Here is a 1,602-nt window from a genome sequence, read left to right as displayed (position 1 = left end):
TGGCTTGTGCTGCTAATGCAGCCAATAAATGCAATTGCCTTTATGTTCGATGGGATTTTCAAAGGATTGGGTGAAGCAAAATATTTACGGAATCTTCTATTAGTTGCTACTTTTCTAGTATTCACACCTATTTTGTTGATTGGAGATTATTTCGGACTTAAATTGTATGCCATTTGGATCGCCTTTTTTGCATGGATGCTTATTAGAAGTAGCGCCTTGGTATTTAAATTCCGAAGAAAATATTTAAAGAAAGAAATTTAGTTCTCCTTGTTTGCTTTGCTTTGCTTTGCTTATAATTAAGAAAGCACTGCTTCTTTAATTATAGTTTTCTTTTACTATCACCTCAAATCATCCTACAAATTTTCTGTCTTTAGTAGTTTATTATAAATAAGGCACAGAATAAGTTATTCCTGTGCCTTTAATTTCTACTATTTACAATGGTATAAATTCATTATTTAACCACGACAGCAATTAATAATAACAGTTACAACTTATTCCGTAGCTTCAGAAGCTAAACCATCAGGATCTCCAACAGGAACAACCACCTCAGTGAAAATGCTTTCATCATTTTCATCTAAACCTGCCCAAAGGTAGAAGGTATACGGTTTATCCTCATCTGCTGCAAAACTTATCTTAAAAGTACTTTGCATTTTAAGCGCATCTTCTTCTACCTCTTTATCACATTCAGTTAAATTAGCATCGTAAGATGAAACTCCAGTAATGTAGATTTTACGATATTCCTCTTCGCCGTTGCTATTGCTTTCGCGCTGAGCTTTTATTCCTGCTGCTGCGTGGCATGCATTAGGCAATAAATAGGTAACATCTATATCATAGGTTTTTCCTGCCTCAAAAAATTCAGGGACATCAATATTAGTTACTTCAGCAGCAACTAATAGGGTTCTTGGACCATCGTCATCGGTATTACAACTAACAAGTACAAAAGCACTCACAAATAATAAAATTAACTTTTTCATTTTTTAAGATTTTAAAGATTGAATATCTATTGTTTCTATACTTATATGACCTTTCATTTGTGAAAGGTTGCGTTACAAATAAAATTATTTCAAACTTTATTCACCTTATTCCGCATCTCCTCTCATCCTTAATTAATTATGGAAATAATAAGAAAGTAGCCTTTGCTGCTACCTCCTGAAATTGTGAAATTTTATACATTATCTTTACCTTTGAACAAATCTATTTTTTATGAGCACTACCCGCGAGAACGGAAGTTTATATACCAACATTCAAAATAAAATTGCCACAGTAGAATTTGGGCATCCCGCCAGTAATTCTTTTCCTTCAGAATTGTTGGAAAGACTTCAAAAAGAATTTCATAAATTATCTGAAAATGAGGAGGTAAATGTGATTATTCTTAAGTCTGAAGGTGAAAAAGCTTTTTGTGCGGGAGCTTCATTTGATGAATTGGTAGCGATTGACAACCTCGAGCAAGGAAAACTATTCTTCTCTGGTTTCGCGAATGTGATAAATGCCATGAGATTGTGCAAGAAACCTATTATTGGTCGCATTCAAGGAAAAACCGTCGGTGGTGGAGTGGGATTAGCTGCAGCTTGCGACTATTCAATGGCTACAGAGGCTGCTGCC

The 1,602-nt window shown here is 34.6% G+C and carries 2 protein-coding genes and 1 pseudogene; 2 read left to right on the top strand and 1 reads right to left on the bottom strand.

Translation table 11 applies throughout. The annotated features are described in order from the left end of the window. Window positions 1–261, top strand: a pseudogene (locus I130_RS00085) (MATE family efflux transporter); the annotation flags it as partial. 230 nt (window positions 262–491) lie between these two features. Here I130_RS00085 and I130_RS16140 read toward each other — a convergent pair. Beyond that, a complete protein-coding gene (locus I130_RS16140; protein ID WP_051119561.1) occupies window positions 492–974 on the bottom strand; it encodes a hypothetical protein in 483 nt (160 codons plus the stop codon). A 229-nt stretch (window positions 975–1,203) separates the two neighbouring features. Between I130_RS16140 and I130_RS00075 the strand changes: the two genes are divergently transcribed. Further along, a partial coding sequence (locus I130_RS00075) for an enoyl-CoA hydratase/isomerase family protein (protein ID WP_034917084.1) occupies window positions 1,204–1,602 on the top strand: 399 nt, incomplete at its 3' end.

This window comes from Gillisia sp. CAL575, from assembly GCF_000403785.1.
Classification (GTDB): domain Bacteria; phylum Bacteroidota; class Bacteroidia; order Flavobacteriales; family Flavobacteriaceae; genus Gillisia.
Note: the sequence above shows the minus strand (reverse complement) of the source record. Positions and strands in the feature narration are given on the sequence as shown.

Excerpts from the sequence above, each read along its gene's own strand:
- I130_RS16140 (WP_051119561.1), bottom strand. The coding sequence starts at position 974 with ATGAAAAAGTTAATTTTATTATTTGTGAGTGCTTTTGTACTTGTTAGT.